The organism is Streptomyces krungchingensis (assembly GCF_054729265.1).
The window spans coordinates 936,078-962,635 of record NZ_JBPUKY010000002.1; the positions used below are offsets into that span (position 1 = coordinate 936,078).

At 68.9% G+C, this 26,558-nt stretch carries 21 protein-coding genes and 2 pseudogenes; 9 read left to right on the forward strand and 14 right to left on the reverse strand.

Annotated elements, in window-relative coordinates:
• Positions 1 to 242: 242 nt before the first annotated feature.
• Complete coding sequence (aceE, locus tag ACSYGO_RS44900; protein ID WP_460390275.1) at positions 243 to 2,930, reverse strand: pyruvate dehydrogenase (acetyl-transferring), homodimeric type; 2,688 nt, start codon at positions 2,928 to 2,930, stop codon at positions 243 to 245.
• A 553-nt stretch (positions 2,931 to 3,483) separates the two neighbouring features.
• Here aceE and ACSYGO_RS44905 point away from each other — a divergent pair.
• The 3 genes from ACSYGO_RS44905 (at position 3,484) to ACSYGO_RS44915 (ending at position 5,575) form a co-directional block, all read left to right on the forward strand.
• Positions 3,484 to 3,957, forward strand: coding sequence for a carboxymuconolactone decarboxylase family protein (locus ACSYGO_RS44905; protein WP_426679019.1), 474 nt, complete (start codon positions 3,484 to 3,486; stop codon positions 3,955 to 3,957).
• 710 nt (positions 3,958 to 4,667) lie between these two features.
• Positions 4,668 to 5,132, forward strand: a complete 465-nt coding sequence (locus ACSYGO_RS44910) for an ATP-binding protein (RefSeq protein WP_460390276.1) — start codon at positions 4,668 to 4,670, stop codon at positions 5,130 to 5,132.
• Positions 5,129 to 5,575 (forward strand): Fur family transcriptional regulator, encoded by a 447-nt coding sequence (locus ACSYGO_RS44915; protein WP_432173035.1) that lies wholly within the window; start codon positions 5,129 to 5,131, stop codon positions 5,573 to 5,575. Before ACSYGO_RS44910 ends, ACSYGO_RS44915 begins: the two co-directional genes overlap by 4 nt.
• 368 nt (positions 5,576 to 5,943) lie before the next feature.
• Here the strand turns inward: ACSYGO_RS44915 and ACSYGO_RS44920 are convergent, their stop codons facing one another.
• The gene (locus ACSYGO_RS44920; RefSeq protein WP_460390277.1) at positions 5,944 to 6,642 is read right to left on the reverse strand and encodes a TetR/AcrR family transcriptional regulator; all 699 of its coding nucleotides are present in this window, start codon (positions 6,640 to 6,642) and stop codon (positions 5,944 to 5,946) included.
• An 86-nt stretch (positions 6,643 to 6,728) separates the two neighbouring features.
• Here ACSYGO_RS44920 and ACSYGO_RS44925 point away from each other — a divergent pair, with 86 nt between their 5' ends.
• Complete coding sequence (locus tag ACSYGO_RS44925) at positions 6,729 to 7,970, forward strand: choice-of-anchor Q domain-containing protein (RefSeq protein WP_460390278.1); 1,242 nt, start codon at positions 6,729 to 6,731, stop codon at positions 7,968 to 7,970.
• A gap of 453 nt (positions 7,971 to 8,423) precedes the next feature.
• Here ACSYGO_RS44925 and ACSYGO_RS44930 read toward each other — a convergent pair whose 3' ends face one another.
• Genes ACSYGO_RS44930 through ACSYGO_RS44940 form a run of 3 tightly spaced genes read right to left on the reverse strand, consistent with a single transcriptional unit; the run spans position 8,424 to position 11,469 of the window.
• Positions 8,424 to 9,071 carry a response regulator transcription factor gene (locus ACSYGO_RS44930; RefSeq protein ID WP_432173037.1) on the reverse strand — a complete coding sequence of 216 codons (648 nt, stop codon included), beginning with the start codon at positions 9,069 to 9,071 and terminating at the stop codon, positions 8,424 to 8,426.
• Complete coding sequence (locus tag ACSYGO_RS44935; protein ID WP_460390279.1) at positions 9,059 to 11,113, reverse strand: sensor histidine kinase; 2,055 nt, start codon at positions 11,111 to 11,113, stop codon at positions 9,059 to 9,061. The genes ACSYGO_RS44930 and ACSYGO_RS44935 overlap by 13 nt, the downstream gene beginning before the upstream one ends.
• Positions 11,110 to 11,469, reverse strand: coding sequence for a response regulator (locus ACSYGO_RS44940; protein ID WP_426679012.1), 360 nt, complete (start codon positions 11,467 to 11,469; stop codon positions 11,110 to 11,112). The genes ACSYGO_RS44935 and ACSYGO_RS44940 overlap by 4 nt, the downstream gene beginning before the upstream one ends.
• 135 nt (positions 11,470 to 11,604) lie before the next feature.
• Between ACSYGO_RS44940 and ACSYGO_RS44945 the strand changes: the two genes are divergently transcribed.
• Both ACSYGO_RS44945 and ACSYGO_RS44950 read left to right on the forward strand, forming a co-directional pair.
• Positions 11,605 to 12,279 carry a hypothetical protein gene (locus tag ACSYGO_RS44945; protein ID WP_460390280.1) on the forward strand — a complete coding sequence of 225 codons (675 nt, stop codon included), beginning with the start codon at positions 11,605 to 11,607 and terminating at the stop codon, positions 12,277 to 12,279.
• 626 nt (positions 12,280 to 12,905) lie between these two features.
• Positions 12,906 to 13,343: a hypothetical protein gene (locus ACSYGO_RS44950; protein WP_426679010.1), complete on the forward strand. Its 438-nt coding sequence runs from the start codon at positions 12,906 to 12,908 to the stop codon at positions 13,341 to 13,343.
• A gap of 454 nt (positions 13,344 to 13,797) precedes the next feature.
• On the opposite strand, the gene ACSYGO_RS44955 is transcribed toward ACSYGO_RS44950, so the two are convergent.
• A complete protein-coding gene (locus ACSYGO_RS44955; protein WP_435616292.1) occupies positions 13,798 to 13,956 on the reverse strand; it encodes a hypothetical protein in 159 nt (52 codons plus the stop codon).
• An 830-nt stretch (positions 13,957 to 14,786) separates the two neighbouring features.
• On the opposite strand from ACSYGO_RS44955, the pseudogene ACSYGO_RS44960 reads away from it, so the two are divergent.
• Positions 14,787 to 15,167: pseudogene (locus ACSYGO_RS44960) on the forward strand (SUKH-4 family immunity protein); the annotation flags it as partial.
• 166 nt (positions 15,168 to 15,333) lie between these two features.
• On the opposite strand, the gene ACSYGO_RS44965 reads toward ACSYGO_RS44960, so the two are convergent.
• The 6 genes from ACSYGO_RS44965 to ACSYGO_RS44990 form a co-directional block, all read right to left on the reverse strand.
• The gene (locus ACSYGO_RS44965) at positions 15,334 to 15,888 is read right to left on the reverse strand and encodes a hypothetical protein (RefSeq protein ID WP_460390281.1); all 555 of its coding nucleotides are present in this window, start codon (positions 15,886 to 15,888) and stop codon (positions 15,334 to 15,336) included.
• Between the two features lie 312 nt (positions 15,889 to 16,200).
• Positions 16,201 to 16,656, reverse strand: coding sequence for a DUF6069 family protein (locus tag ACSYGO_RS44970; RefSeq protein ID WP_460390282.1), 456 nt, complete (start codon positions 16,654 to 16,656; stop codon positions 16,201 to 16,203).
• A 298-nt stretch (positions 16,657 to 16,954) separates the two neighbouring features.
• Complete coding sequence (locus ACSYGO_RS44975; RefSeq protein WP_460390283.1) at positions 16,955 to 17,953, reverse strand: RNA polymerase subunit sigma-70; 999 nt, start codon at positions 17,951 to 17,953, stop codon at positions 16,955 to 16,957.
• 129 nt (positions 17,954 to 18,082) lie between these two features.
• Entirely contained in the window at positions 18,083 to 18,220 is a 138-nt protein-coding gene (locus ACSYGO_RS44980; RefSeq protein ID WP_460390285.1) for a hypothetical protein, read from the reverse strand.
• Between the two features lie 40 nt (positions 18,221 to 18,260).
• The gene (locus ACSYGO_RS44985; RefSeq protein ID WP_460390286.1) at positions 18,261 to 19,244 is read right to left on the reverse strand and encodes a M48 family metalloprotease; all 984 of its coding nucleotides are present in this window, start codon (positions 19,242 to 19,244) and stop codon (positions 18,261 to 18,263) included.
• Positions 19,245 to 19,734: 490 nt separating this feature from the next.
• Positions 19,735 to 20,616, reverse strand: a complete 882-nt coding sequence (locus tag ACSYGO_RS44990; protein WP_460390287.1) for a calcium-binding protein — start codon at positions 20,614 to 20,616, stop codon at positions 19,735 to 19,737.
• A 700-nt stretch (positions 20,617 to 21,316) separates the two neighbouring features.
• On the opposite strand from ACSYGO_RS44990, the gene ACSYGO_RS44995 reads away from it, so the two are divergent.
• The gene (locus tag ACSYGO_RS44995; RefSeq protein WP_460390288.1) at positions 21,317 to 23,494 is read left to right on the forward strand and encodes a SpoIIE family protein phosphatase; all 2,178 of its coding nucleotides are present in this window, start codon (positions 21,317 to 21,319) and stop codon (positions 23,492 to 23,494) included.
• 49 nt (positions 23,495 to 23,543) lie between these two features.
• Here ACSYGO_RS44995 and ACSYGO_RS45000 read toward each other — a convergent pair whose 3' ends face one another.
• The gene (locus ACSYGO_RS45000) at positions 23,544 to 24,728 is read right to left on the reverse strand and encodes a beta-ketoacyl-[acyl-carrier-protein] synthase family protein (RefSeq protein WP_460390289.1); all 1,185 of its coding nucleotides are present in this window, start codon (positions 24,726 to 24,728) and stop codon (positions 23,544 to 23,546) included.
• A gap of 379 nt (positions 24,729 to 25,107) precedes the next feature.
• A complete protein-coding gene (locus ACSYGO_RS45005; RefSeq protein WP_460390290.1) occupies positions 25,108 to 25,707 on the reverse strand; it encodes a transglycosylase SLT domain-containing protein in 600 nt (199 codons plus the stop codon).
• A 217-nt stretch (positions 25,708 to 25,924) separates the two neighbouring features.
• On the opposite strand from ACSYGO_RS45005, the pseudogene ACSYGO_RS45010 reads away from it, so the two are divergent.
• Positions 25,925 to 26,492 (forward strand): annotated as a pseudogene (locus ACSYGO_RS45010) (IS5 family transposase); the annotation flags it as partial.
• Positions 26,493 to 26,558 lie beyond the last annotated feature (66 nt).

Sequence of the window (26,558 nt, forward strand, 5' to 3'; positions counted from 1 at the left end):
CTGCGCAGCGGGGGACCTACGAATCCCCACATCGGTGGGCCGCGGCAGCCGTGTGACGTCGACGCGCAGGTCGACGCGCAGGGCGCGGCGCCGTACGGGCCCTGCGCGCAGCAATGCGGCGCGATCGTCGTCGGCCGGAACACCCAAGACCAGGTCATCGACCAGGATGCGGCACTGCGGGCAGGAGGGCCACTGCCACAGGTGCAGGGCCCTCCGGATGTCGAAGACGACGCGGCTGCGGATCAGTCCCGCCAGCCGTAGCGGTCGCGAGCCTTCGTGACCGTCTCCGCGTCGATCGCCCCGGTCCGTGCCAGCCGGTCCAGGGCCGCCACCACGATCGACTCGGCGTCCACATGGAAGTAGCGGCGCACCGCGTCCCGGGTGTCCGACAGGCCGAAGCCGTCCGTCCCCAGGGACGAGTAGTCCTGCTCGACCCACTGACTGATCTGGTCGGGCACCTGCCGCATCCAGTCGCTCACGGCAAGGACCGGGCCCCGCGCACCCGACAGCGCGCGCGTCACGTACGGATCGCGGCGCTCACCCCGCAGTCGCGCCCGGTCAGCGCTCAGCGCGTCGCGGCGCAGCTCCGTCCATGAGGTCACCGACCACACGTCGGCGTGCACGCCCCAGTGCGACGCGAGGAGATCCTGGGCCTCCAAGGCCCAGTGGATGGCCGTTCCCGACGCCAGCAGCTGGATGGCCGGCCCGGCACCATGGGAGGCGGCCCGCTTGAAGCAGTAGATGCCCCGCAGGATTCCCTCCTCGACCGACGGCCCCGCAGGCATGGGCGGTTGGGACTTCGGCTCGTTGTAGACCGTCAGGTAGTAGAAGACGTCCTCGGGCTCCTCGCCATACATACGCCTCAGCCCGTCCCTGACGATCACCGCGATCTCGTACGCGAAGGCCGGGTCGTAGCTCACCGCCGCCGGGTTGGTGGACGACAGCAGATGGGAATGCCCGTCGGCGTGCTGCAGCCCCTCGCCGGTCATCGTCGTGCGGCCCGCCGTCGCGCCGATGACGAAGCCGCGCCCCAACTGGTCGGCCAGCGCCCAGAACTGGTCACCGGTGCGCTGGAACCCGAACATGGCGTAGAAGATGTAGAAGGGGATCATGGGTTCACCGTGTGTGGCGTACGAGGTCGCGGCTGCGGTGAACTCGGCCATGGAGCCGGCCTCGGTGATGCCTTCGTCGATGAGCTGGCCGGTCTTGGCCTCCCGGTAGTAGAGGAGCTGATCCGCGTCGACGGGCGCGTAGTTCTGGCCGTCGTGCGAGTAGATCCCGGCCGTCGGGAACAGGGACTCCATGCCGAACGTACGGGCCTCGTCCGGGATGATGGGCACCCAGCGCTGCCCCGTCGCCGGGTCGCGCATCAGATCCTTGACCAGGCGGACGAGTGCCATGGTGGTGGCCATCTCCTGCTTGCCGGAGCCCTTCTGCAGGGCTTCGAACGGCCGGGACGGCGGCTGTGGCAGGGGCTTGGCGACGGCCCTGCGCACCGGGACGGAGCCTCCCAGAGCAGCGCGGCGCTCCCGCAGATACCGCACCTCCGGCGCATCCTCGCCAGGGTGCCAGAACGGCACCACGTCCCCGCTCAGCGCGCTGTCCGGGATGGGCAGCTCCAGCACGTCACGCATACGCCGGAACTGCGCCGTCGTCAGCTTCTTCATCTGGTGGTTGGCGTTGCGCGACTCGAAGTCCGGCCCCAGGGTGTGTCCCTTCACCGTCTGGGCGAGGATCACGGTCGGCTCCCCCCGGTGCTCGACCGCGGCCCGGTAGGCGGCGTAGACCTTCAGGGGTTCGTGTCCCCCGCGCGAGTTCGTGAACATCTCGGTGAGCTGGGCGTCGCTCAGCCCCGCGGCGACGGCGGAGAGCGCGTCACCGGTGAAGAAGTGCTCGCGTACATAGGCCGCGTCCCGCGCGGCGTACGTCTGGAACTGGGCGTCGGGGACCTCACCGAGGCGATGGACGAGGGCGCCGGAGACGTCCTGCTGCAGCACGGAGTCCCAGGCCTCGCCCCACAGCGACTTCACCACATGCCAGCCCGCTCCTCGGAAACGGGCCTCGAGTTCCTGGACGATCTTGGAATTCGACCGCACCGGACCGTCCAGGCGCTGCAGGTTGCAGTTGATGACGAAGGTGAGGTTGTCCAGACCCTCACGAGCGGCGAGCGTCAGCGCGGCCGTCGATTCGGGCTCGTCCATCTCCCCGTCACCGAGGAAGGCCCAAACCCGTGACCGTGATGTGTCCTTGATGCCCCGGTCGTGCAGATAGCGGTTGAACCTCGCCTGGTAGATGGCGGCCAGCGGCCCGAGCCCCATCGACACGGTCGGGAACTCCCACAACCACGGCAGCCGCCTGGGATGCGGATAGGAGGGAAGGCCGTTGCCGTCGGCCTCGCGCCGAAAACCGTCGAGCTGGTCCTCGCGCAGGCGCCCTTCCAGAAAGAGGCGCGCGTAGATGCCCGGCGACGCATGGCCCTGGACGAACAGCTGATCGCCGGAGCCGTCCTCGTCCTTACCGCGGAAGAAGTGGTGGAACCCGATCTCATAGAGCCATGCCGCCGAAGCGTAGGTGGCGATATGTCCGCCGAGACCCAGGTGCGATCCGCGGGTCACCATCGCTGCCGCATTCCACCTGTTCAGAGCGGTGATCCGGGACTCCATGGCGAGGTCCCCGGGATAGGCCGGCTGCGCCGACACCGGGATCGTGTTGATGTAGTCCGAGGAGAGGAGCCGGGGCAGGACCAGTCCGGATCTGGCCGCGTGCTCGTGGAGGCGTCGCAGCAGAAACACCGTCCGTTCCGGCCCTGCGTTCTTCATGACGGCGTCGAGCGAGGCCTGCCATTCGGCGGTCTCCTCGGCGTCGCGGTCGGGCAGCTGGTCGAGCTCGCTCGTCGCAGGGGCCTCTGCGGACTGGACCGGGTCACTCATGACGGTCTTCCTGTCGGGGATGGTGGGGATGGGGCCTGCCGGGGATGGTGGGGATGGGGCGGAGGGCGGGCCGGTGTCCCCTTTGGTATGGGTGAGGGCGAAGTCGGCCACTCGTTCCCTACGACAGGGCTCGTGCCACTGTTGTGACACGTCTGCGCGGGAGACCGCTGTCACACCTGCGGTGAGGGCGAGGGCCGCGCGCGGTGCCCAGGGCCGGCGCCGCCCGGCTTCTCGGGTACTCCGCTGCGGATGTGGTCGTCGGGTCTGCCTCGCTCGTCCTGCCCTCGGGCGAGCGGGCGCCGACGATGTGGGCGTTCGTCCGGACAGGACGCCCGCACTCGTGGGGTGACCGGACCGGCCCTCTTCGATGCGAGTGTCCGGCGCGCGGTGCAGGACAGGCCGTCGGGGCAGAGCAGCCAACCTGTCCCGTCGCCGGACGGCCTGCCCGATACGGCCCTCGGCATCCCGGACCAGCCGGACAGCCCGGCGATGTCACACCTCGCCGGTCTGTCCGGTCAGTACTGCGTCACATCAACTCTCACGGGAGAAACCTATGGATGCGCGTCTCAACTACTACGGCAACTCCCTCGGGGCCAAGGTGCTCAAGCACCTCGTCTCCGCCAGCAAGGCGCTGTCGGACTCGACGCTGCCGGCCACCATCCGGCATCTCGTGGAGATCCGCGCCAGCCAGATCAACGGTTGCGGCTTCTGCACCGACATGCACACCAAGGAGGCCGCCCACGCCGGTGAGACCTCGGTCCGGCTCAACCTGGTCGCGGCCTGGCGGGAGGCGACGGTCTTCACCGAGGCCGAGCGCGCCGTGCTGGAGCTGACCGAGCAGGGTACCCGCGTCGCGGACGCGGCCGGTGGGGTCACCGATGAGGCCTGGGCGAACGTCGCCAAGTACTTCGACGAGGACCAACTCGCCGCGCTGGTCTCCCAGATCGCCGTGATCAACGCCTACAACCGCATCAACATCATCAACCAGCAGCCGGCCGGCAGCTACAAGGTCGGCATGTTCGGCTGAACCAGGACGTCCAGCTCGGCCGGATGCACACGGTCCGGCTCCTGTCGCCCCGACCTCTGACAGGGGACGGACTCCGACGCCACCGGCCGCACAGAACCGTGCGGCCGGTGGCGCGGGGAGCGGCCACGTGGGGCGGGCCGAGACGATGCCGGTGCCACCGGGCGGATACTCGACCGCGATCGAGCGGGTGGCGGCGGCCTTCCACATGGGCGTTCGTCGGGCCCATCAGCTTGGCCGTTCCCGTAGGGGCACCGCCCGGCCACGGGACGAATTCTTCTGCCTCCAGGGCGAGAGCGCCCCGCGGCCCTGGCTGCACGATCACGTGTCGTTCACGCGGTGCCCCTTATTTAGGATCTAGTGCCTAATTCTGCCTGCATCTTTTGTTTTGCTGCTTAATAGACCACTGCGAGCCCACTAAACCTAGGCAATCTCAGTCGACAAGAACCCTTTCACATAGATCTATCACTAGATACTTGAATACGTAGCGAAAATTGGGTTTCTCAAGACACTTGACCGACTCCAAAAGAGACATATGGTGGAAAACGAGATCGCCACCCGTCCCCAGAAGGCACGCCCCCATGGACCGCACGAATCCCCGCTCCATCACAACGACCGCCGACAAGGTGCCCCCTGCCCCGCAGCGCTCCGCTGCACCTGCTCGAACTGCGGCAGGCAATGCACCCCTGGTTGCCGCCTGTGAGGACACGATCATGGGCGGGCCCTGGCCCTTGCCGTGGTCGCCGACCTCGTGCGCCCTGGCCAGGACAGTGGTACGCGAGGTGCTGCCTCAATGGGGTCTTGCCCGACTGGTCCCCACCGCCGAACTGCTGACGAGCGAGCTGGTGTGCAACGCCCTGCGTCATGCCGCCGGACCTCTCAGCCTCACCCTGGAGTGGGCGTCCGAGGTGCGCTGCCTGGTCAGCGACGGCTCGCCCGTGCCACCGCGCCCGATCGTCGCCGACCTGGATGACGAGAACGGCCGTGGCCTCGCACTCGTGGAGATGATGGCGGCGCGGTGGGGATGGGAGCGCATGCTCGTGGGCAAGGGCGTATGGTTCGAGCTCGCCGCAGCGACGGAGAAACCTGACAGCGCCACGGGCAACGGCCACGGAATGACGACGACGGGCGAGATCGGTCTGCGCGACCTGAATGCCGGCAGGAGCATGGCGGCATGACGACCGCCGGCGAACCCATGGCACTGGCCGCCGAACAACTGCGCACGGCAGGCATGCGAGTGACAGCCCCGCGCATGGCCATGCTGATGGTCGTCTCCGAGTCGCGCAGTCACCTCGACGCCGAAACCCTGCGCGAGCGCGTACAGAGCATCACGGGCCGCCTGTCCCTGCAGGCCACCTACAACGTGCTGCGCGCCCTCACGGACGCCGGACTCGTCCGGTGCACACAGTTCCCCGGTCACCCGGCCCGCTACGAGACCGAACGCCACGACAATCACCATCACTTCGTGTGCCGCAGCTGCGGTGCCATCCGTGATGTGGAGTGCTCAGTGGGCGCGGCTCCGTGCATGGAGCCGCGGTTGCCAAAGGATTACGACACCCAGGAGGCCGCGGTGACCTTCTGGGGCATGTGCCCCGACTGCCGGGCCGCGCCGCCAACATGACGCAGGCTGCGCATCGGATCGGGCCTTCTCCGGCCAGGACGGCAACCAGGCCGGCGACACCTGCACCACCATCCGGGTCGACGACGGCGGAGCGGACGAGCGCGATGTGTCCTGCAACCTCCCGGGCGCCCAACTCTCCGTGCAGGGCTGCTGGGCATCGGCGAACAGTTCGCCCTCGGCGTCGAGGACCACCTCACGAGCGACGCCTTGCGCGCCGAACGCCCCTGCTGCGGCACAGACTTCACCCTCATGGAGATCCGCCACACGGCGCGCGCGTGCGAGTGATCGTGTGCGTGCCGCAGATCGCTCGCGAGCCTCAGCGGCCTTGGGACGCGAGTCTCAGCGGGCTTGGGGGAGGCACGGGGTGCTCACCCTCCTCCCGTTTCTGCCTCTTCGGCGGCTCCTGCAGCCTGGGCCACGCCCATCAGGGCAAGACAGACGTAGAGCACTGCTTCCTCCAGGGCGGTTACGTCGCCGATGCGGCCTTGGCGCAGACAGCGGCAGACAGCTTCGTGCGTGGCGTCTGCCGCAGCCATGTATGTCTCGGGTGGGACACGGCGGTGACCGGGAATCTTGCGATGCCAGGCGCGCATCGTCCGGGCGAACCATGAGCGGCAGGAGTCCTGGTGGTCTCGAGCTTTACCGCCGGCCGCCGCCGTTTCCAGGAAGAATGCCTTGGCGAAGTCGGGCTCTTCTGCGATCAGGCCGAGAAAGGCGCGGATCGAGGCGCGGAGCGTCTCCACGGGCGAGAGTGAATGCGCCGATGAGCGTGCGAACGACGCCTCAAGTCGTCTGATCATCAGCTCGCGTCCCGTGTCCGCGGCGGCGATGAAGCATGCCTCCTTGTCCGTGAACAGCTCGTAGAACGTCTTGCGGGACACGCCCGCCCGCGCTGTCACGTCAGCGACCGTTGCTGCGGTGTAGCCCTTGTCGGCCACCGCGACGATCATCGCGTAGAGCAGACGCTGGCGCTGCGAGCCCGTCACAAGCTCCCTCGCGAGCCCGTGCGGGCCGCGAGGAAGGTCGGTCAGGCTCGGCTGCAGCAGCGGCCGGATTGGCTCTCTCATAGGTGAGAAACAGTCTGGTACACGTTATAGACGCAAGTGTTTCTCACTACTCGGGCACCTGTACCAGGAAGTAGGAGTGCACCCCTATGAGACAACCGACTGCACTTTCGGCACTGGCCGCCTCGCTGGCGGCCTTCGCAGGACCCCTGGCCGTCACCCCAGCCCATGCACAAGCCGCGTCCGTGCCCGCGACCATCAAAGTCGACTCCACGGCAGACGCCGTGGATGCGGACGCGTCCGACGGCGTCTGCCGCACCGCCGAGGGAACCTGCACCCTGCGCGCGGCGGTCATGGCCGCGAACGCGCAGCCCGGCAGTACCATCCAGCTGCCCGCCGGGCGGTACCGGCTTGAGATCCCGCCCAATCCGGATCTGCTGAACGGCCGCACAGCCGACCCGACCACGGGCGACCTGAACATCACCGCGCCGACCACCGTCCAAGGGGCGGGGGCGAGGGACACCGTCATCGACGCCGACCACATCGACCGGGTCTTCCGCATGGGGGCGGACACCTGGCTGTCCGACCTCACCATCACAGGAGGAGAGGCCAAGCAGCGGGAAGTGCCGGTCACCGACCCGGGTGGAGGCGGCATCGCCAACGGCAAGAACATGACGCTGCGCCGGGTGACGGTAACGGGGAACACGGCAGGCTACGGAGGGGGCATCTTCAACATCCCGGACTCCCACCTGACACTGGTCGACAGCACCGTAAGCCGTAACACAGCAGGTGAGGCCGGAGGCATCCGCTTCGACGACACCGGCACCGTGCTCAATTCGACGATCGCGGACAACCGTGTCACCGACGACTGGGACCGGCCGGGGAGCCTGTCCGGATACGGCGGTGGCATCGACATACGCGGCACCGGCCTGGTGGACATCCGCAGCTCCACGATCACCGGCAACGCCGCCACCGACGGCGGCGGCGGGATCAATATTGCACCCGCCTACCTGGACAGCCTGCCCTCGTCGGTCACCGACACCATCAACCTCCCACTCGGTCACCTCGAGTTGCGGAACACGATCGTCGCCCAGAACAGCGTCGGCCGGGCCGGCAGCGACTGCAAGAACGTCTTCGCCACCATCGAGTCCCGCGGCAACAACCTCGACAGCGGCAACAGTTGCCATCTCACGGCGCAGAGCGACCTGCCTCGCCGCGATCCTCTCCTCGCACCCTTGGGGGCGAACGGCGGACCCACAGACACCGTCGCACTGCTCCCCGGCAGCCCCGCACTGGATGCAGCCTCTGACTGCCCGCCCGCTGACCAGCGCGGCGTCCGTCGGCCGCAAGGGCCTGCCTGTGACATAGGAGCCTTCGAATACCGGCAGTGACTCCCGCCTCCGTCCTGCTCAAGCCTCAAAGGCTCTGCGCGCGGTGCCTTTGAGGCTTGCAGCCCATCTCCGTCATGAAAGGCAGCGCCTACCGCGAGGCGAGCGCGCGGCAAGTCGTGTCCCCAGAAGGCGGCGAGTCCGGCACCGGTCCGCCTCGCACGCGGTAGAGGCCGCGGCCCATACCCCGATCGCGGTCCGGACTCACCGGCACCGCATCCCCATGGACAGGCATCCTGCTTCGGCAGGCGGCGTCGACGGCTTTTTCGTGGCAGCCAGGCAGCATGGTCGACGCGCTGCTTCGCCTGATCAGGCTTGTCCTCGGCTTTATCGCGAGTTTCCTGCTTGAGTCGTTGCGTGACCACTGAAAGGCGCAGAACGTGCGGGACATTCGTACCGCGGAACGTCGAAAAGCCGCTCAGATGGAGCGAACGGACTTTGAACACACCGAGCCTTTCAACAAGCGCGGAGGTATGCGAGGACGGCGAGGACGCGACGGTGGCCGGCCGCGTCCTGGGGGAGGTCGAGCTTGGTGAAGATGCTCCGCACATGGGCTTCGACGGTCTTGGGGCTCAAGAACAGCTCTGCGGACAGGGCGAGGTTGGAGCGGCCCTGAGCCATGAGTTCCAAGACGTCTCGCTCGCGTTGGGTGAGTGCGGTGAGCGGGTCGTGGACGCGCTTGCGGCCGAGGAGGCGGGCGACGAGTTCGGGGTCGAGTACGCAGTCGCCGTTGGCGACCCGGCGCACGTCGTTTGCGAACGTCTGCAGGTCGGCCACCCTGTCTTTGAGCAGGTACCCGACGCCGGATTCGAATTCGGTCATCAGTTGCACGGCGTAGGACGTTTCGACGTGCTGGGAAAGCAGCAGCAGTCCGACGTCGGGGTGTGCGCGCCTGAGGTGGATGGCGGCCTGCATTCCCTCGTCCAGGTGGTCGGGGGGCATCCGGATGTCGATGACCGCGACGGCGGGTGGTTCGTGTCGTACGAGTGCCATCAGTTCGGCGGCGTCGCCGGCCTGGCCGGTGACGTCGAAGCCGGCTTCAGCCAGGATGCGGGCCACGCCCTCACGGAAGAGGACGGCATCGTCAGCGACTACCACGCGCATGGGATCTCCGCTCGGAGTCGGGTGCCGTTGTCGGCGGGGCTGTGAACCGTCAGCCGGCCGTTGAGCGTGGCGAGGCGGTCGCGGATGCCTTGCAGTCCGCTGCCCCACCGTCCGTTCGCGCCGCCCCGACCGTCGTCGGTCACCTCCACGCACAGTCTGCTGTCGGTGATCTGGCCGGTGACTGCGATGGTCGTGGCGCCCGAGTGTTTGGTGGCGTTGGTCAGGGCCTCGCTGACGATGAAGTAGGCGGTCGCCTCGACCTCGCCCGGCAGTCGCGTGCCGAGGGGCACGTCGATGGTGACCGGGATCGGTGAACGTTCGGCGAGGGCGTCGAGGGCCGCGCCGAGTCCTTCGCGGGTGAGGACGGCCGGGTGGATGCCGCGTGCGAGTTCACGCAGCTCCGCCAGTGCGAGGGTCAGCTGGTGACGGGCGTCCTCGATCGCGTGGGCGAGGGCCGTGTCGGGTGGCGTCTGTGCGGCGATGGCTTGGAGGGTGAGCGCGAGCACGACCAGGCGCTGCTGGGCGCCGTCGTGGAGGTCGCGTTCCAGACGGCGGCGCCCCTCGTCGTGCGCCGCGACGATACGTTGTGCCGCCGCTTGCAGCTCGGCTGCCTGCGCCGCGATCTGGTGCAGGCGGCGCCTCAGTTCCTCGCCGAGTCCTATGTTGTCGAGGACGAGTTCGGCCTGTGCCACCAGGTCCTGCAGCAACCGGTCTTCGGCTACGGTCAGTGCTTCGCCGCGTGCCTTGGTCAGCGTCACCGCGCCGCGCACGGCGCCTCGGCTGTCGATGGGTCGCACGTGCGTGCATCCGCCGTCGTCCAGCGCCGCGAGCGAGGTCGGCGCGGTGACCACGGACGTAGCGGGGACGGCCGCCGGAGGCCAGGTGGCCACCGTCACGAGTTCCGCCTCGGCGCCCACCCACAAAGTGACCTCTGCGGCACCGACGCCGTCGGCTATGGTCGACGCGAGGCCGGTGAACAGATCGGAGTCATGGCCGCCGCGGCTGACGTGGGTGGACAACCGCGCCAGCGACTCGTAGGGCGTGGGACGGCGCCCGTACACGAGCCGGTCCGCGGCTGTCTGGACGCGACGACGCACCCGTTCGAAGACGACGGCGACCAGAGCCGTGGCCGCCAGCGGCAACCATGGATCGTGGGCCTCGCCGATGCCGATGAGCCGTCCGATGCCCGCCACGACGGCCACGTACACCGATGTGATGATGACGGCCATCGCGCCGTACACGACTGTCTTGTTGATCAGCAGATCAATGTCGTACAGCCGGTACTTGACGATCGCGACGGCGGCCGCGACGGCCACCAGCGGCACCGTCAGCAACCCGAGCGCGGGGGTACGGAACGCGACAAGCCCCGCGCCCATGGCTACCGCACCCATGACCACGGCGTACGCGACCCAGCGCAACTGCCGGGCCTCGTCGCCGCGTGCGCGGCGGAGCCGCACGACGGCGCCGATCACCCATACCAGCTGGAACAGCAGATAGGCCGTGGGCCCCAGTACGTTCCACACATGTTGTGCCGTCTCATACCCGGCGAGGCGAAACGGGTGCGCGACGGCTAGCCCGTTGTCCCCGTACTCGACCGGCCACAACGCCGAGGCCAGCGACAGCACGACGGCCGCAGGCACCATCGCTGCCACCACTACCCGCCACCGCGACGAGGGCAGCGCACCGTGGGGAAAACAGAGCAGTGTCACCCCGAACAGCGCCAGCACCGATGCGAGCGGCCAGGTGCCCAGCCAGCCGAGCCACACGGCGCTCGGCTCGTCCGGGCCGGCGGACCCGGCCGCGTACTGGCGGCAGAAGAACATGACCGCATGCGCGACCCCGGTCGAGAGGAACAGCCAGCCCTCGCGATGTCCCGGCCGCCGGTCGAGTACGAACACTCCGACAGCCGTGAACGTCGCCGCGATCAGCCCGTTGTGGAGATTGGGCACGAAGACGCCGCAGGCGAAGCCGCCGGCAACGAGAGCGCCGGAGACCAGGCCGAGGCCCAACGGCGCGATGCGGGGGCGACGAGGCTCGGTCATGGTCTGCCGATGGCCTCGGTGAGCGTCACCACCGACAACTCCGCCTTGGGGATGAACCCGGCGGCGCCGCTGTCTGCCACGCGCCGCCCGTAGTCCGCCGCGTCGCGTGTGGAGACCAACACGATGGAGACGCCTTCACTCAGGCTCATGATCCGTGGTATCAGGTCCAACCCACTGAAATCCGGCAGTTGGATGTCCAACAGCACCACCTGCGGACGCACAGCGGCGATGGCCTCGAGCGCGGTTCGCCCGTCCGGGCACAACGCCGCCACCCCGAGCCCTGCCGCCGACACGAGTTCGGCGGCCAGCGCCCTGAACTCGGCGTGGTCGTCCACGATTACGGCGTTTCGGGGCATGCACAAATGCTCGCACATCCGCACCGCCCCCGCCTGAGGGCTAACCCTTATCAGCTCCAGGGCTGGCCTCGATGAACGTCCACGCCGCAATTCCTACGGTTGCGGGAGTCGTTCGTCCAGCCGGAAGGATGTCCCATGTCAACTACGCCAGCCCCCACGTCTGTTGCCCGGGCCAAGGCGACGATCACCGGGTGGTTGCTGCTCGCCGGCGGCACCGCCTTCCTCGTCGGCGGCGGAATGCACCCGAGGGTCGAAGCGCCCGATGGCGGCGCCAAGGAACGGTTGCGGGTCATGTTCGACGACGGGGGCTGGTACCCGTCGCAGGCACTCATGCTGGCCGGCACCGCATGCATCGCGGCCGCGCTGATCGCGCTCGTACGGCACCGACTGCCCGCAGGGGCACCGTCGGCGCGTTACGCGGTCATGGTCGCGGCGGTGGGGGCGGCACTGGCCTCGGTGGCATTGCTGTTGCACCTGCTGGCCGCCGGCGAGACCGACCGCCTCGCTGATGGCGGTGCCACGCCGCTCACCGACACCCTTGTCGTGGTCGACACGATTGCCATTCCCTTGTTCGGCCTTGCCATCGCGGCTCTCGCGCTGGCCGGAGCGCTCACACGGTCCCTGGGCAACGTGGTCGTCGCAATTCCCGGTGTCGTCGGTGGGGTGGGGTACGCCTTCGCCGCCGGAACCATCCTGATCTCCGACCGCCTCGACGGGCTCTTCCCTACCGCCATCGGCATCGCGCTGTGGGCCGCCGCGGTAGGGGTGCAGCAACTGCTGCGAGGGCGCCGCGCCACCGTCACGGCCTAGCAGCACCACGCCGGGCCGGCCGGGGGAGGGGGCGGCCGGCCCGGCGTGACGCGGCTCATTCGTCGCGGGCGGCGCTGCAGAGGTGCTGCCTGAGAGGAAGCTCCGACTGGAACGCAAAACGGCACTGGGAGAGGCCAGGTGCCGAGGTCCCGTGCTCCGACCGCCGTTCATGACCGAATGACCTTCAAAGAAGGGGTGTTCCCTGTGTGCACTTCGCGGGCCGCTCACCGGCCAGCCGCTCACACGCGATGGACGTCCAGCCCGACCCGTCGCCCGCCGGTTTGCCCACCTGTTGCGCTCGGGCCGCGTGCCGTGTTGTTCGATGCGGGCGACCACGATCATGCCGGTGATGCTGGGGTACGGTTTCGGTGGCCCCTGATCTTGCATGGCCGAGACCTACCGACTGTGACGACTCGCCGCCTTGAGCTGCCGGGGCTTGCGGCCGCGACGACCGGACGGACGCTGCCTCACGGCGACGGTCCAGGAGCCCGGCAATGGATCCATTGTGCGCCGCAATCGGGAGCAACGGCGCGGGTGTGCGTGCATCGTCGGGATGCTGTCGGCAGCCGGGGCGGGTGGTCGCGGTGACAGGTGCGGAGATCGCGGCTGGATATGTCATCGCCTGGTTGGCAGGCAAGGCCCGGCGGGTGGCGGACCGGGCCGACGCGGAGGTCGACCGGGGCCTGGACGTCGGGTTGGAGCGGCTGCACGACCTGGTCGGTGCCAAGCTCGGACAGGACCCGGCACTGTTGCGTGCAGAGGAGGAGGCCGCAGCGGGGCAGGGCGAGCCCTCGCCATACACCCGGCGGCGCTTGGCGGACTCCTTGCGGGATGCCGCCGAGCACGACGCGGCCTTCGCCGCAGCCCTGGAGAACCTGGTGAGGGCCCTGCAGGCCGCTGCCGCTCTCGGCAACCGTGCGGTGGCAGCGTCGGGCGACGGACCGGCCGTCGGTGGCCACGTACACATCCGCGCCGAGGGCGGGTCCGCGGCCGCGGTGACGATGGGGGACGTGACGATCGGACCCGCCCCAAACCCTCGCACGCCGGGTACGGACCAGGGCTGACCGCACCCGGCGCACCCCCAAGCCCCACAGCCGGCCCGCCCGGTAGCGTCGCTGGCACGGCCATCACTGCCTTGAGCATCGGCCAGCTTCACCAGCACAGGTACGAATACGCCGCACCGCCCACCCCACCATCACCCGAACGGTCCCGGGTCACGCCGCCCGCGAAGGCACCGTCCCGACGGTCAGACGACGTCGTTCCCCCGCCCGGCAGGTCGATCGCGCTCACGGCAGTGACACTGTGCATAGTCATGGCCACGGTCATCTGGGCCGCGACAGGCGGCATGGGCTCTTTGAAGAACGTCCTGGGCGGCGCCACGGGGGCCGTCTCAGGGCACATCTCTGGGGACCCCGCACAGACCGCCCGGGAGGACCCCGCGGGGGACACCTCACCGAAGCAGATCACCGTACGCGCCTCGGGACCGCCACCGTGGCGCGTGTCAGGATACGGATGGACCTACACGGTGAAGTCGGTCACGCGGACCACCAGCACATGGCAGTTCGAGAAGCGCCCTTCCTTGACCATCACCGCCGACGTCGAGCGCAGCAGCGCAGGCGACCACGCCCACATGGAGTACCAGATCAGCGCCGGGGACGCCGGCGCCCTCTTGGACACGGTGCCTTTCGAGGACCGCGTCGAAAACGGTGACAACGGAACCCCACCGGTGCACCAGCACAGGCAACTTGTGCACGTGGTGTGGGACGGAAACCCGCAGGCGCGGCATCTGACGATCACACTGCACGACTTCTTTGCGCCTGACGGACAAGACCTCGTTCTGAAGGGCGTGCCTGTACCCTCCAGGGCCTGACAGGACCGTGGAGGGGCTTTCCGGGATCCAAGGGCCGAGCACAAGAGCGGCCGGAATCAGGGGCACGCTCACTTGGAACCCCTGACGGAATGCCGTAGGTGGTTTTGAGGGCCACGCCGGAGGTCGTGAACGAACGCGGATGCCAACGTCAGGACGCGAGCCTGACTGACCTCAGCAACGGCCTTCGTGATGACAAGCAGCGACGGCACGTCCAGAAGGTCATTCATGATCGCCCCGCAGACGACCGCGCCCCGCACGAATGGTGCTACCCGGTGATCCAAGATCGCGGCTTCAGAGCCGCCCAGGACATGGACAACGAACGCGGCCGAAGCTTCGGGGCCCGCCGCGCTTGCCGCGCCCGGGCGGCACGGCTGCGGGCGCACACCGACGAAATCGCCGGTGGCCTTGGGCGGGTTCGCTCAGGGAGTCGTGCTGCTCGCCGGTCGGAGATATGGAACTCCATCCATTTGATGCCTCGTACGAGGAAGTGGGAACCTGCATGAGTGCGGGAGAGCGCGCGGGGCGGAATCGGAGTCGCCAGAAGCACGACTCGATCCGCAACGCTGTTGTGGTGACCGTTTCCGTCCACGAAGAGTCCCACGACGCCCGTGCCGCCGCGGAGTCCGGAGCCCTGGCAGTGCTTTTCGACGTCGCCCGCAGCGAACTCGCCGACATCTTCGGCGAGGACCGGCTCGCGACCATCCCCGCCACCGCCTTCCCGCCTGCCGCCGCGGACACCGAGGGCGCCCGCCTCCTGCAGAGCGTCGGTGTCCCCACCGGGACGCTCCTGCTGCGTCAGCCCGACGAGGACGACGGCCTGCTGCCCCTCGTCCAGGACGTCCTTGACATCGAAGACTTCGAGGACGCCGTGGACGGCATGGGTGACTGGCCCGTCATCGGCTGGCTGCTGAACGCGCACCTCGCCCTCGACCCCGTATCCGGGAAGGTGCACGCCTTCGACCCCGACGAGGGGACCGTGCAGGAACTCCACACGGACGTCTCCTCGTCGCCGCAGGTAGTGGCGGTTGCGGCGGGACGAACAGGACCCGAAGTTCACCTGAACAGGATTGTGTGCACTGGTGAGGGGCGTCCGTGTTGTTCGGCGAGACGGTCAATGTGGATGGTGTAGGGGATCTCGCGGGCCGTGTCCGCGAAAGCACCGGGCAGGGCGGCAGGCATGGTTTTCAGAACAGCCCTCCGCCCACTTCCGGGTCGCGCAGGTGAAGCCTGCCCTCGCTGTCGATGTCGGGCAACTGATCCGCTTGATGTGGGTTGAGCTCTTCGCCGGACAGGTCCTCACGGTCCGGGGCGAGCTCGTCGGGAACCACAGTGACGAGGTGCTTTTGGACATCCCGTAGCCGCTCTTTGAGCTTGTCGCTGTTACGTACGGCAACGGCACGGCCGAGTTCGCTCGCCAGGCCTCCAAGGACGAACTTGTCGATGGGATCAAGCTGAAGCAGGCACCAGACAGCCGCTTCGAAGAAGGTCCTGCCCCGGTAGCAATCCAGCACGCGCTCAGCCTGCGCACGTTCCGACTCGGAGAAGGTCTGCCGCACCTTGTCCCCGTTCGGTTCACCGCTGTGCGCGAAGATTCTCTCCACACCGACCGTGTCCCAGGCCTTGGCACGCAGATCGATCGCCAGAGCCCGACAGCTGCGGATGAGTTCCTGCGCCCGGCCGGAAGAAGGAACGGCGAACTGCTGAGGCAGGCCGACCGTGCGCCCTACCTTCTGGAACATCTGGACTACCTCGCGCAGGTCAGGGTCCGCCCGCCGAGTCGCACGCAATAGGTCAAGTGCGGCACGGTCCAGTTCTCGGACCTGCGGGCCGGCACCCGGGCCGGGCCTGTTGACGACAGTCTTCCTCGTTGGCATGGCCTCCCCCTATCGGAACACCCTGCTGACATGGTGACGGCGACGGCATGGTTGGGACAGCCCGCGCGGGGCGGCAACTCCTGTCGTGCGACGTCTTCGAGCCAGCGGCCGGGCACCGCAGGGCAAGTCCGCACGGAGCTTTCCAATCGGCCGACGCGCGGCTGACCTACGGAAGCGTCAATCGGCCCTCGCGCGGAGGCTCCGCGCCAGGGCCGGGATCATCACCGTCGCAGGGACGAGGTGCAGCCCGAGGAGGGCGGTGGTGGTGGCGGTGTTTGCCCCGGAGAGGAGGGGCGGGGCCAGCGAGATCGCGGTCAGCGACACCGCCGTCCAGACGAATCGCTCGGCGGGGCGAGCGCTCCAACGAAGAAGCGCGGCGGCAATGACGATGCCCACGACCGAGAAGAAGCCCGTGACCACGGCGAACCCGGGCAAGGGGATCGTCTCGCCACCAACGGGGACCTCGAAGTCGACACCGACGGCTTGGGCCAGCGCAGCGGCGAGGGTGGTGGCGACCATCGCCGCGAGCGTGGCAATGAAGCCGGTGCCGACGAGCCCGCGGAGTCGGTGGGCGTGGCTGGTCCGGCCCGATGCCGGGCCTGCGACGACCCCGTTGTCATTCATGCTGTTCATGTCGCTCCTCCTTCATTCGGTAACTGGCCTACGGGGTGTGCTGACTTGCATGTCACGGTCCCGGCCTTGGGGGTGACGATGTGCACCCTCGCCGTGCGACGGCCGGGGTTCCGCAGAGCGCGGACGCCGGTGCCCTGGAGCCAGAACCCGGCGCCGCGTCCGAGGACTGGCCCGGGCTCGCCGTCGCGCAGCTCCAGTTGCACTCGCCCGCGGGTGACGATGCCGAACGCGTCGCGCCATTGGGCCGCGACCACCGCGGCACGAGCGCCACCGCGCAGTGCGAGCCTCCACACCGGCACTACTCCGTGCCGTCCGCCGGCAGGCGCTCCGGGAGCCCGAGCCGCGGGAACTGGTCGGCGTGGAAGATGACGATCTCGGTGATCGCCCCGCCGGTGACGCGCAGGACGTCGATCGTCAGCGGCAGGTAGGCGCCCTCGCGCTCGTTCCAGAGGTAGAAGGCGACGGCGGGCTGCCGGTTCACCGACGTGGGGACGCCACGCAGTCCCTGCATGCCCTCGAAGCCTTCCTCGACCCACCCGGTCACCACCGCGTCGCGGCCCAGGGACAGGCCCGGCGTGGGCGGCATCGAGCAGCGGACGTCGTCACGGAGCATGTCGGCGAGCCGGCCGACGTCCGTGGCCACGCTGGCGTCGGTGAAGCGACGTACCAGCTCGCGCGTCCCGGAGTCCTGGGCGCCGCCGCTCCAGTCCTGCCGCTCGGCGGGCAGGTGCTCCCGCATGCCGGCGCGGGCCCGCTGCAGCGCGCTGTTCACGGAGTTGACGGAGTCCCCGAGGAACTCCGCGACCTCCTTCGCCGGCCAGCCGAGCACGTCCCGCAGGATCAGCACGGCCCGCGGGCGCGGCGCGAGGTGCTGGACTGCGACCAGATACGCCAGCTCGATCGTCTCCCGCGCGAAGGCGACGGTCTCCGGCTCGTCCGCGCTGCCGGCGGGCAGCTCGTCGAGCAGCCGGTCCGGGTAGGGCTGCAGCCACAGCACCTCGCCGCCGGTCGCAGGCTCCGGGCGGCACCTGGCGAGCAGGTCCAGGCAGGCGTTGGTGGCGATCCGGTACAGCCAGGCCCGGAACGTCGACCGCCCCTCGAAGGTCTCCCGCCGCCGCCAGGCACGCAGGAACGTCTCCTGCACGGTGTCCTCGGCGTCCTCGAACGACCCGAGCATCCGGTAGCAGTGCACGTGCAGCTCCCGCCGATGCCGCTCCGCCAGTCTCGAGAACGTCGGCTCGTCGACCTCGCCCAGCCCGCTCACGCCCAGCTCCTCCAGCCGCGTGTCCGCACTCATCGCGCCATCCTTCCGCCTCGTCGTGTCCCGTCCTAGGTGTGACGGGTGCGGGCGCGAAAACTCATCACTGGAGCGTGTTGCGGAAGGCTGTGATCACGCAGGGTGAGGCGGGCGTCTGGGCGTGGGCGGTCATGCGGCAAGAGCGAGGTTGTGCATGCGGGCGACGGTCTGGACGGCGTAGTGGAGGCCGTCGCCGCGTTGCCGGAAGTCGCGGAGGGTCAACTCGGCCACCAGCAGCGCCCGCTCGGCCCTCAACACCGCACCCATACAAAGGAAATGCCCTGATCACAGCCTTCTGCAGCACGCTTCAGCAGTTGGCTGCGTTGCGCAGTTCGGCGGTGATGAGGGCGCGGGTCGGCTCCAGTTCCGCTTCGATGGCGTGGGTCTCCTCATCACTCACGTCGACCGCTGCCCGCTCGATGTTCAGTGCGCGGATGTAGCGGAGGCGGAGAGGGACGGGAGGTGTCCCGCTGTCGCGGAGGCGGGACACGCGCAGGCGGCGTTCTCGTTCGATGTCGGGTACCGATGTCACGGCGTCGCGTAGCTGTGGCCATATGTCGGTGGTGCCGCGAGCTGTCCGTGCGAGAGCGGCGAGGGCGGTCTCTCGAAGGAGCAGGGCCCGGAGCAGTTCCTCGGCCGAGTCGGAGGAGGCGGTACGGGCGGCCGCTTCGTCGGCCCGGTATTCGGTCAGCCCTCCGGACTGTTCGCTGAGCCGGTTCAGCAGTCGGTGGAGCAGGAGGGCGCCCTGGGCCAGTGCGTCCTGGAGCGGCGCGGCGAGTGCCGCCCCCATGTTGGCAGTACTGTTCTGGCGGCCCATTGCGGTCGCCCCTGCGTCGAAGAGGTGTGAGTCCAGTGCCTCCATACGTGCCTTGTCGGCTTCGGGACTGGAGCGCACGACGTCGGCCCAGGTGGAGAGCCCGTCCAGCGCTGTCTCGATCCACGCCGTGCTCAGTCCGGTCCCGGCGCTGCGTCCCAGGTCGTGGCCGAGGAGGGCGAGGCGCTGATCGCCCGTCAGGACCTCCCACAGAGGCAGTCCGAGTACCAGTACGCGGCGTCGACGCAGCCCGACCCGGACGCAGCGGGAGCCGTAGCCCTGGTCCACGGCGATCGCATCCACCCGCCGGATTCCGGTGACGGCGGCGACCCGGTCGACGAGTGCGTGGAGCACGGGTGCGGCGCTGCGGTTCACAGCGTGTTTCGGCATCTTTCCGGGACGCGGTCGCAGGACCAGTGCGAGGACGAGCGCCAGACCGCCCGCGAGTCGCTGGAGCCAATTCGCTCCGGCCGCCACGAGCCACACTCCCGCAACCGTCAACGCGACCGTGACCAGGTTGACCGCCGTTGCGAGGACAAAGGCCGCCCACAACGGCGGGCAGGACCAAGCCTTTCGCGTACCCCGGGACAAGACCCGGCGCAATATCCGCTCTTGGCGCTCCTCCGTGCGCGCTCCTGCACGCCCCGAATCTCCGCTGTCGGCCAGAGGGTCGACGTTCCAGTCGCAGGCGGGGCACCACACGCTGAAGCGGGAGTCCAGTTCCGGCAGCCGCTGACGGCATCGAGGGCATGCCGACTCCTGATCATGGTCCATGAACGACGATCATGGTTCGGTACGACCCCCCGCCGGAACACCTGGGCACCGGCCTTTGCCAAGCCCTGACGCTGGGAGAGGCAGCGGTAAGTGGCGCTCCTGGGACTGCCGGAGTCCGGCGATCCGGCGGTCCCAGGAATCGGCCCCGTCCAAGGCCGGGACGCATCGGTCGTTCATGGTGGTGCTTGATGGCTCAGGGGCGCACATCGACGTAGTCGCCGGTGGCCTTGGCCGGGCCGGTGGTGTTGGTGCCGGCGAAGTTCCACCGCCAGTAGCCGTCCTTGACGGCCTTGACCGTGGTGCGAAGGTTGCCGGTGCCGTTGGTGTTCACCGTGGCCACCGTGGTGTAGGTGTTGCTGCCCTTCGGGCGGAACTGCAGTTTGACGGCCTGGCCCGTGTATCCCGCATACCGGTAGGTGTCCCAGTTGGCCCGTACGAGCTTGCCGGTGACGGTGATACGGGCGCCCTTCGCCACCGGTTCCGGTGAGGCGTTGACGGTGAGCCGCGCGGCACGCTTGAGGCCGAACGACCCCACGCCGCGGGCGAAAACGGAAACCCCGTCGTTGGTGTCGACCAAGGTGTCGACCGACCAGGTTCCCGCGTTGGCGTTGGCCAGGTCCACTGGGTCGTCGCTGCCCGGAGCCGGGTGGGCGTTGACGGTGAACACCGTCGTGCATGCGGTCGCGGTCTGGCAGAACGTATCGGTGGTGTAGAAGCCGCCGTGCGGCCCCTTCAGATCCACATCGGCGAAGGACAGACCGGAGTCGTCCGCACCGGTGACCGTGACCGGGAACTGCACGTTCTGTGTGATACCCACGATGACGTCATGTCCGGAGTTGACCGTGGCGCCGCTGACCACGGGGTCACTGGGCACGGTGCCGGACGCGGTGCCGGACGCGGCATCGGCCGAGGCGCCGACCCCCGCCAGCAAAGTGGCGACGGCCCCCACCACGACACCGCGGCTTGTGACGCGACCGACGGGATTGCGCCGTATGGCACGTGCGGCGGTGTTGGGCGGGGCGATGTCGTGCCCGTCGCGTTGTCCGTCGCTGGGCGGTACGGCGAAGCGGCTCATGAATCCTCCCGGGGATGACGGGCCTTGCCGCCAACCACACCGCAAGCAAAGGCAGTTGGTGGCGAGCACAGGAGATTGATGTGTGTCGTTCCCTACGACTGCCGAACCGGCCCGATCGTTGCCCCCGGTCGGGCGGGAAAACAATCCGTGACTCGCCACGGGAGTCGGACGATGGACGAGCAGGAGATGGGTCTGGGAAAAGACTGCTTCACGCGTGACCGGGCATCGGCGGCGCGGACGTCACGAGGCAGAAGGAGCCGGCGCTGTCCTCGCGCCACCCAGGTACAAGATCTCCCAGGTGCTTGTCGGGGCAACCGTGCCTGTCCGGACAACCGTGCCTGTCGGGGCAACCGTGCCTGTCCGGACAACCGTGCACGGTCGTCGGCAGGCAGCCTGCTGGAGCAGCCGGCCAGGTGCCGCCTCCTGGACATCGTCACCGCTGTGTCGGAGCGCGGCCTGCCGACTGCTCCGAGTGCAGTGGAGCTGTCACGGCCCGCGGATACGGCGACGCAGGGTGTGCGCCCGTGACTGCGTGCTCCCTTGCCTCTGCCCGCACGTGCCCCCCTTTCCGTCGCCCCTTCGGCGAGGACGGCGTTTGTGCTATCCAGGAGGTGTGCGGTAAAGGATCTCGGGGCCCTATCGCACGGACTCGGGAATGCCTCTCCGGCGTGTGCCGGAGTCAGCGAGCTGAGTGACCTGCATGGACTCCACACCCTCCGCTTCGTCCGCTTCACCGTTCGACATGGTCAGCGGTGCCCTGGCGGACTACCTCCGCGAGGCCGGATCCACGGCGGCCAGGGGTCCTGCCGCCATGCAGAGCGCCCCCGGTGCCCGTCGGCCCGCAGGTGAGAGCCCGGAGAACGGAGGTCAGGAACAGATCCTCGGGGCGGTCAGCCTCGACCGGGACCTGAAAGTCACCAGCTGCAATTTGGACGCCGCTCCTTTCGCGGGAGTACACGTCGCGCCGAAGGCCGATTTCGCCGAACTGTTGCCTCCCGGGGACGTACCGACGGTCACGCAGCGGTTGCGGAAGGTTCTCGAGACACAGGAGCCGCACGTCGCCCGGGTCCAGCGCCTGCGGCGGGACGACGGGACAGAGCTCGTGGTCTCGATGAGCATCCTGCCGGCCGTGGCACCGCGGGGAGGTCTGACGGTCTCCCTGATCGCCATGGCCAAGCGACTGCACCTCTACGCCTCCGCGACCGCGATCGGGACGTCACTGGACATCGACGAGACCGCGCAGTCCCTGGCCCAGTCACTGCTGGCCTGGGGGGACGTGGCCGCCGTAGACCTCGACTTCGCCGTGTGGACGGGCGAGGCCGTCACCGGGCACGCGCAGGAACGCATCCGGCTCAGGCGGGCGGCTCTGGTGCCGGACCGGGCCTGGCCGGAGGGATATCTGACGCGCGGCGACGACCTTCCCCGTGAAGCGAGCCGTCTGCTGGTCGGCGCCGTCACGCGCGACGACGTGCCGCAGGCCATCGTCATTCCCGACCGCGAGGCGATCGAGCGGGTACTCAGCGATCCACGGTTGGCGCGTGCCTTGGTACCGGGTGACCGACCGGCGAGCGTCGCGTGCATACCGCTGGTCGTGGACGGGCCGGAAGGCATGGCGGGGCCCGTCGTGCTGGGAGTGACGGAAGTCTGGCGGCGGCCGGAGCGCCTCTTCCGCGACAGCGAACTGCTCGACCTGCAAGAACTCGTGGCCAAGACCGCGCGTCACGTGGACCTGGCCCGTCAGCATCAGCGTGAGCACGCCCAGGTCCTGGCATTGCAGCGCCGGCTGCTACCACGGCCCGGCAGCGACACCATCGAGGTCGCCAGCGTCTACCAGCCCACCACTCCTGACAGTGCGGGCGTCGGCGGTGACTGGGTGAACAGCTTCCCGCTGCCGTGCGACCGGACCGCCCTGGTGATCGGTGACGTCGTAGGGCATGGGCTGGGGGCCACGGCCGCCATGGGCCAGCTGAGCGTGGAGGCCCGGGCACTGCTGTCGGCGGGACTGGGCCCCGGGGAGGTACTGGAGCGTCTGGACGAGACGGTCACGCTCCTGGACGACTCGGACGCGGGCCTCGCGGCCGGCTACAGCGCGCTGGGGTCGACGTGCTGCATCGTCGTCTACGATCCGATCGACCACCGGGTCATGATGTCCAACGCGGGCCATCTGCCCCCGGTCCTGGTCCATCCCGACGGGTCCGCCGTGACGATCACGACGCAGCCTCACCCGGGTCTGGGAACCGAGTTCGCCGTGCGGGAGCCGTTCGACGTGCAGGAGTTCACCGCGCCGCCCGGCTCGCTTCTCGCCCTCTACACCGATGGTCTGGTGGAGCATCAGGAGGCCTCCATCGACGACGGCATCAATCGTCTGACCGACATGGTGCGTGCGGTGCATCCCTGGGACGATCTGCAGCAGACCGCGCGTCGCATGGTCGCCGACCTGCCCCCGCACGGGCGCGTGCGCGACGACGTGACGCTGCTGCTCGCCCGGATGGCCGGCCGCCGCAGCCGGGACACCGCGACCTGGCAGCTGCCCGTCGGCGACGACACCGCTGCACGCGCCCGCACGCTGGCCCTTTCTCTCCTGCGGCGATGGCATGTCAGTGAGCACGCCCAGGACAGCGCGCTGCTCGTGATCAGCGAACTGGTCACCAACGCCGTCCTCTTCGGCACCGGGCCCATCTCGGTGCGGCTGGTGTACGCCGGCGGCCGCCTGACATGCGAGGTCGGCGACACCGGCAACGGCCGACCGCGGCTGCGCCGCAGCGGGGCACTCGACGAGAGCGGGCGCGGCCTGCACGTCGTCCACAAGGTCACCACGCGCTGGGGAGTGCGGTGGACCGACACCGGCAAGGCGGTCTGGGCGGAACTGGACGGTTAGCGCACCTGCGGAGATGAGCGTGGCGCGCTTCGACCACGTGAGGGGGACGTCAGAGCCATTCGCCCTCCACGGCCGTGGCTGTCAGCCCGGGCGCGGCCGCGTACAGCACGGTGCGACTGCCTGACTTCTGGCCGCCGTCGTACGCGCGCCGCAGGATGTCGAGCACGGCCGCACCGCCGCGGTTGCCGGTCCGGTAGCTGTCCCGGCTGTAGTCCAGAAGCCCCGTCGGCCACCCGTCGGGCATCGTCTCCTCCATGTACTCCATCACCCGGGTCCCACCAGGGTGGGCGAGCAGCAGTTCGGGGTGCCAGGGGTGCTCGTCGTCCCGGTGGCGCAGGCGCAGCCACTCCCACATCGCCGTGACCGTCTCCTGCACGGCGCGCGGTCCACGGCGGTCCATCACGAAGTGTGTGCCGTCGGTCCGAGTGTCCAGCCGGTGCAGGTCCGAGGTTCCGGGCAGGGTGTGGTGCCAGGTGGCGTCCAGCAGCAGAATCGATTCCGTCCTGGGGCGGCCCGTGACCACCGTGGCCACGGCGGTGTCCGCGAACAGCAACCGGACGATGAGGGATTCCAGCGTGTCGTCGGCGGGCTGATAGGTGGTGCTCAGCGCCTCCGAAATCACCACCAACACCACCCGGTCGGGGTCCACGGCAACCAGGTCAGCCGCCAGCGCCAGCGACCGGGTCCCGGCGATGCAGGCCCATTGGCTGGCCGGCAGCAGCAGCACGTCGCCACGCAGCGGAAGGCGGTTGAGCAGGGACAGGTCCAGCCCCGGCAGGGCCGGGGTGGTGGAGTGACTGGTGATCAGACAGTCGACGTCGGCGGTGTCCAGACCGGCGATCCCGAGAGCCTCACGGGCTGCGCGCTCCGCGTACGTCTGCACGGCCGCCCAGGCCGGCGCGGTGCGCTCCTGGATCGTCTGCCGCGCCGGTATCGCCTCCAGGACGGCGATCGCCCGCTCCACCTGCCGGTCGCTGAACCCGCCACGGGCCAGTGCTTCACGAGCCGGACCGATGCCCGGAGTTCGCAGGCCGCCCTCACTGCTGGGGGCGACAGCCGTATGCAACGGCAGCATCCACCCGCGAGAGGAGATCCCCGTACTCGCGGCGATGCCGTCGATCCGCGGCAGCCACGGGGCTTGCGGGTGCCGACTGCGCACCTCCGCAAGGATCTGGTCGGTCGCCACGGCATGTTCGCCGTGTATCACGGCGGGAGGACACAGGTAGGCGCCCACAACACGCCCCTTTCTTCGCACTACTTGACGGCGCGAAACGGCCGAAACCTGCCCAAATCCAGCAGACCAGGGTCAAGACGCCGCACTAGCACTGTACTTCGCACCGACTGCACAGGGGCCGTAGCGGAACGAGGAATTCATGAAGGCCGGCTGCGCGGCTGTTCCGGGGCAGTCAGCGCGATGCCGCCCACTTCCAAGGCTGCGGAGACGGCTCATGAAGTCGCGGCAGCGGCAGGCAAGCCAGGGGAGTGCTGCTCAGGACGGTCACCGGAAGCACTTCCAACGCTCAAGAGGAGCGAATTCGACGAAGGCAGAGATGCTGCACCGAAACCCTCAAGTCGCAGACAGAGCTCTCACTTGCAATGCGGCGCCTCCGTGTTCATCCCTCTGCGGCGTCGCGATGCCCACCACTCCTGGCCAGGGCCGCGGTGGCTCGGCTCCGATGAGTTCGAAAACGGCGCAGGTACGACCGTGCCATGGGTCCCGGCGGCACGCCTCGGGCGAACGCCAGCATGTTGCGTTCTCCCGCGTTGTAGCCCAGGGCCAGCAGTTCATCGCGGCTGAGGCGGCGCACGTGCCGCTCGGGGAGATTTTGGTCGAGGTCCTTCAAATGAAGGGCCGCGGCATGGATGGCGAGAGCAGGGTCGTCACGAAGATCGTGCCACCGCTGGGACAGGCCGTACCTGCGCCGGACCTGCTCGAACGTGGCACGGTGCATGTTGGCCACCCCGAACGACGCCCCGGGCTTCCACCACTGCCACAACCGCTCCAGCAGCGGGTGGTGCGGCTTGTACGCCTCGTTGTGCAACACCGTCATCACGAGCAGGGGCGACACACCGGCCGCCTCCGCACTGCGCACCACGCACCCGGCGTACTGGGCCGGGTCATAACCACCGGGCCGCAACGGCGGCGTCCGGGCCTCACCATCGTCCAGCGCATCAGACTCCGGCCGCGGCACCGCCGCCGATGGATCAACCATCCCCACCCCTCCGCTCTCCCGCCGACCGCTCGTCGCCTGTACGGCCAACCGTCCACGATCTCGTACTGCACGTGCCCACGCGGCCCGCCCTCAATCCAGGGCCTGGCCACACGCCGTGCACCCCGCGGGCCCGCTGGACTGGTTGGCGGCCGCTTACTGGCTCTGACAAAAGCGGTTGATCAGGTGACTGTCGGCTTGATCGCTCGTTGATGGGGGCATGGGGAAGCGTCAGTCGCGGCCGTGGATCGTGTCGGACGAACTGTGGTCGCTCATCGAGCCGTTGCTGCCCGAACCGCCTCCGAAGCAGGTCCAAGGACGGCCGCGAGTGCCCGACCGGCAGGCCCTGTGCGCATCCTGTTCGTCCTGCACACCGCCATCCAGTGGGAGTACCTCCCCCAGGAGCTCGGCTTCGGCTCGGGCATGACCTGCTGGCGCCGCCTGGCAGCCTGGAACGAGGCAGGCGTCTGGGACCAGCTGCACCAATTGCTGCTGAACAAGCTGCGGTCGAAGAACCAGCTGGACTGGTCCCGGGCGGTGATCGATTCCTCCCACGTCCGGGCCGCCCGCCGGGGCCCAAAAGCGGACCCAGTCCGGTCGACCGCGCACGCCCGGGCAGCAAGCACCACGTCATCACCGACGGCCAAGGGATCCCGCTCGCGGTGTCGCTGCCCGGAGGAAACCGCAACGACGTCACCCAGTTGCTGCCGTTGCTGGACAAGATCCCGGCGGTGGCGGGGGTGGTCGGCCGGCCGCGCAGGCGGCCCGACATGCGGCGAGCAGAGCGGCGAGAAGCAAAGCAGCCATCGCAGAGAAGACCCGCGGCTTCCTCCAGCCAGGCCCTGAAGCCTGGC

Bases quoted from the DNA above. Each gene is read 5' to 3' on its own strand.
- ACSYGO_RS44975 (WP_460390283.1), bottom strand. From the start codon at position 17,953: ATGAGTGCGGACACGCGGCTGGAGGAGCTGGGCGTGAGCGGGCTGGGC.
- ACSYGO_RS44905 (WP_426679019.1), top strand. From the start codon at position 3,484: ATGGATGCGCGTCTCAACTACTACGGCAACTCCCTCGGGGCCAAGGTG.
- ACSYGO_RS45005 (WP_460390290.1), bottom strand. From the start codon at position 25,707: ATGGTTGATCCATCGGCGGCGGTGCCGCGGCCGGAGTCTGATGCGCTG.
- ACSYGO_RS44945 (WP_460390280.1), top strand. From the start codon at position 11,605: ATGTCAACTACGCCAGCCCCCACGTCTGTTGCCCGGGCCAAGGCGACG.
- ACSYGO_RS44970 (WP_460390282.1), bottom strand. From the start codon at position 16,656: ATGAACAGCATGAATGACAACGGGGTCGTCGCAGGCCCGGCATCGGGC.
- ACSYGO_RS44980 (WP_460390285.1), bottom strand. From the start codon at position 18,220: ATGGGTGCGGTGTTGAGGGCCGAGCGGGCGCTGCTGGTGGCCGAGTTG.
- ACSYGO_RS44930 (WP_432173037.1), bottom strand. From the start codon at position 9,071: ATGCGCGTGGTAGTCGCTGACGATGCCGTCCTCTTCCGTGAGGGCGTG.
- ACSYGO_RS44940 (WP_426679012.1), bottom strand. From the start codon at position 11,469: ATGCCCCGAAACGCCGTAATCGTGGACGACCACGCCGAGTTCAGGGCG.
- ACSYGO_RS44990 (WP_460390287.1), bottom strand. From the start codon at position 20,616: ATGAGCCGCTTCGCCGTACCGCCCAGCGACGGACAACGCGACGGGCAC.
- ACSYGO_RS44910 (WP_460390276.1), top strand. From the start codon at position 4,668: ATGGGCGGGCCCTGGCCCTTGCCGTGGTCGCCGACCTCGTGCGCCCTG.
- ACSYGO_RS44925 (WP_460390278.1), top strand. From the start codon at position 6,729: ATGAGACAACCGACTGCACTTTCGGCACTGGCCGCCTCGCTGGCGGCC.
- ACSYGO_RS44920 (WP_460390277.1), bottom strand. From the start codon at position 6,642: ATGAGAGAGCCAATCCGGCCGCTGCTGCAGCCGAGCCTGACCGACCTT.
- aceE (WP_460390275.1), bottom strand. From the start codon at position 2,930: ATGAGTGACCCGGTCCAGTCCGCAGAGGCCCCTGCGACGAGCGAGCTC.
- ACSYGO_RS44915 (WP_432173035.1), top strand. From the start codon at position 5,129: ATGACGACCGCCGGCGAACCCATGGCACTGGCCGCCGAACAACTGCGC.
- ACSYGO_RS44965 (WP_460390281.1), bottom strand. From the start codon at position 15,888: ATGTTCCAGAAGGTAGGGCGCACGGTCGGCCTGCCTCAGCAGTTCGCC.
- ACSYGO_RS44935 (WP_460390279.1), bottom strand. From the start codon at position 11,113: ATGACCGAGCCTCGTCGCCCCCGCATCGCGCCGTTGGGCCTCGGCCTG.
- ACSYGO_RS44995 (WP_460390288.1), top strand. From the start codon at position 21,317: ATGGACTCCACACCCTCCGCTTCGTCCGCTTCACCGTTCGACATGGTC.